This is a genomic window from Nevskiales bacterium (genome assembly GCA_035574475.1).
GTDB lineage: Bacteria > Pseudomonadota > Gammaproteobacteria > Nevskiales > DATLYR01 > DATLYR01.
The window spans coordinates 1-3,183 of the sequence record DATLYR010000224.1; the positions used below are offsets into that span (position 1 = coordinate 1).

Below are 3,183 nucleotides of genomic sequence, written 5' to 3' on the forward strand. Positions count from 1 at the left end.
CACCCTCGCTTGCGACCACCAGCACCACCGGCGCATCGTCGCGCGCCAGCGCCGCGGCCAGGATCTCCGCGCCGCTATTACCCGGAAGCACCAGGTCGCACAGCACCAGGTCCCACGGCTCCTCGGCCAGCCGCGCCAGGGCATCCTGCCCCGTGTACACTGCGTCGCAGCTGGCGCCCTCGCGCTCCAGCCGGCGCACGGCCGCCTGAGCGATCGCGCGTTCGTCGTCAGCCACCAGGATGCGCGTCGTTGCGAGCGCTGCCGTGGTCATGGTGCGAAGCTATCCTCAGCCGTGGGTGGGCGCGAGAACCGTGAGCGCGCGCGGCACCACCGCGACCGCGAGCGGCTGGAACCCGCACGCCTCGCCGTCGGCCTGCACCGGCAGCTGCCGGTCCGCGCTGATCGTGACGTTGCGCGCCGCGAGCACGCGCATGCCCGGCTCCTCCCTGCCCTGGCGCAGCAGCAGCCGCCACGCCACGCGCGCGGCCTCGGGCAGCGAGCCCGCATCGAACACCACCACGTTCAGGATGCCGTCGTCGAACGCGATCGAGTCGTCGAGCGACAGCACACCCGGGATGATCTCCCTGCAGTTGGCCACCAGCACGGTGGCCGCCGGCAGCTCGAACTCACCATCCTCGGTGGTGATGCGCAGCGTGGCGCGGGTCAGCGAGGTTGCCAGCCCGACGGCAGTGGCCAGGTAGGCGCCGATGCCGAACTGCCGCTTGTGATGTGCCGGCGTGCGGTGCATCAACTCGGCGTCGAAGCCCATGCCGGCAGCCACGACGAAGTAGCGCGCACCGGTGGACGTCTCCAGCCTCCCCACGTCGATGCGCCGCTTCCTTCCTTTGAGTATCACCTCGGCCGCCGCGCTGGCGCGGCGGCGGATGCCGAGGTTGCCTGCCAGCAGGTTGCCGGTGCCGGCAGGCAGCAGGCCCAGCGGCAGGTCGGTGCCCACTAGCGAGGCCAAGATCTCCATCACTGTCCCGTCGCCGCCGTGCGCGATCAGCAGCTCGAAGCCGTCGCCGACGGCGTCGCGCGCGATCCGCTCAGCGTGTCCCGGCTCGGTCGTGCCCACTACCTCGACCGCGAGCCCGCCTCTGGCGAGCCGTCGCCGCGCCTCGCCCAGGCCCGCCGCGTTGGCGCGGGCCGCCATCGGGTTGGTGATGATCAGGGCGCGCGTCACCGGATCCCCAGCGACCAGAACAGGTCCAGACCCACCTGGTAGCGCGCGCGGTCGGCGCTGATCGATGTGCCGGTGCCCACCTGGCAGTTGCTCACCACGGGCTCGAGGGCGGCCGTGGCGGTCCAGCGCGAGCCCATGCGGTACTCCACGGTCGCGCCCACCGCCTGGGCGCTGCGCACCTCGCACAACCCGGCATCCAGGATGAGGAATGTGCGCGAGCCGATCTGGGTGCCCGCCTCGATGCGCGCGGTGGACAGGCCGAGCGTGCCGGCGGTGCCCGCGCCGGGACGGATAGTTATGTAGTCGAGCGGTAGCCCCAGGTCGCTGATCAGGGCGCTACCCAGCTCACCGGCCGCGTAACCGGTCAGCGTCGCCGTTATGCTCTGCACCAGCGCCTGGCGGTTGACCACGCCCCCCGCCGCGCCGGCCTGGAGGGCCGCCGTGGGCTGGCCGAACATCAGGTACGAGACGATTTCGGTCTCGGTGAGCGGCGGGCGCTGGTCGCTCTCCAGCCTGAGGCGCGGCGCCAGCAGCGTGCCGCCGATCTGGACCCGCACGGTGAGCTGGCCGCCCTCCACCGTGCGCACCACGTGCTCGGCGCTCACGTCCATCTCGGGATTGAAGTCCGGCGTTCCGAAGAAGCGGATCGTCCCCTGGGTGACACGGAACTCCTTGGAGATGGTGGTGAGCACCAGCCGGTAGGTTCCCCGGACGGTACGAAGTGTACCATCCATGCGGTATCGCGGCAGCCCGTCTTCTACCGCCTTGTTGACCACGAAATCGCCCGCCAGCTGGATGTTGGCCTCGCTGGAGCGCAGCCAGAAGTCGTTGCCCATCGCGATCTGGAAGTCGCGGATGCGCAGCGAGTCGAGGAACACGGTCTGCACGTCGGGACCGAGCTCGGCGGCGCGCGCGAGGTTGGAGTCCACGATGGCACGGAACTCCGGGTCGTCCAGGCTTACGATCCGCTTCTCGACCAGGTCGGCGAACTTGAGGTAGCCTTCGTTGGCCACCACTCTTCCCGACACCACGGCGCCGAGAACCGGACCGCGCAGCGTCAGGTCCCCGCTGAAGGTGCCGCCGGCGAAGTCGCGCATCTCGATGGCGTGGAACCGGTCGGCGCGCGCGGCGAGGTCGAGCCGCGGGCGTCCCAGGCCGCCTTCGCGCGGGAAGTAGACGGCGCCCGACAGCTCCAGCGTTCCCGAGGCGCGCAGCCGCCCGCGCACCACGCGCAGCGTCGTGTCCTGGAGCTCCAGTCTCACGTCCATGTCGCGGTAGCGGACGCCCACCGCCGGAATGGTGAGTGCGCCGGAGCTGACCTCGATGAACCCGGTAAGGCGCGGCTGTTCCCAGGTGCCGGCAACCCGTACGTCGAACTGCGCCGATCCTTCGAGGTCGCGCACCACAGTGACGATCGGCCCCAGCAGCGCCATGTTCAGCGAGTCGGCTCTGGCCACCAGCAGCAGCGAGTCGGCGAGCACGCGACGGTCGGCGCCGCGCAGCGCGAGGTTGATAGGAACAGTGCCCGATAGCGCCACCAGCCGGCTCTCGCCGCTCCACACGCCGCCCTTGAGGTCGAGTCTGCGGTCCGCATAACTGCCGAATACCTGGAGGTCTGGCGCGCGGTAGTCGCGGTATCGGCCGTCACGCAGGGTGAGCATCAGCTCCATGCGTGGATCATCCGCTTCGCCCTCGACAGCTGCAGCGAAGCTCATCGTGCCGCTGATGCCGGTGGTGTCGCGGCCCGCCAGCGTGAACACGTCCACCAGCGCCAGCGAATCGCCGGCCACTGCCATGCGGCCGGGGCCGCGGAATGCCACCGTTCCCGAGGCGACGATCCGGCCGCTGCCCGCGCCGCGCAGCTCCAGCGAGTCGACGCTGATCGAGTCGCCCGCCAGCTGTAGCCGCGCCGGCTGTACCAGCGTCCACTCCCCGACCACCAAGTCGAGCGCCAGCGCGTTGAGCGCGATGCTCCGCGCGGCCCCGGATGCGCGGTAGGT

The 3,183-nt window shown here is 70.8% G+C and carries 3 protein-coding genes; all 3 read right to left on the reverse strand.

Features of this window, described 5'->3' with window-relative positions; translation table 11 throughout:
- A partial coding sequence (locus VNJ47_13380) for a response regulator (protein HXG29825.1) occupies positions 1–271 on the reverse strand: 271 nt, incomplete at its 3' end.
- 15 nt (positions 272–286) lie between these two features.
- Positions 287–1,183 (reverse strand): diacylglycerol kinase family protein, encoded by an 897-nt coding sequence (locus VNJ47_13385; GenBank protein ID HXG29826.1) that lies wholly within the window; start codon positions 1,181–1,183, stop codon positions 287–289.
- The coding region (locus tag VNJ47_13390; protein ID HXG29827.1) for a translocation/assembly module TamB domain-containing protein at positions 1,180–3,183 on the reverse strand (2,004 nt) is incomplete at its 5' end. The genes VNJ47_13385 and VNJ47_13390, both read right to left, overlap by 4 nt.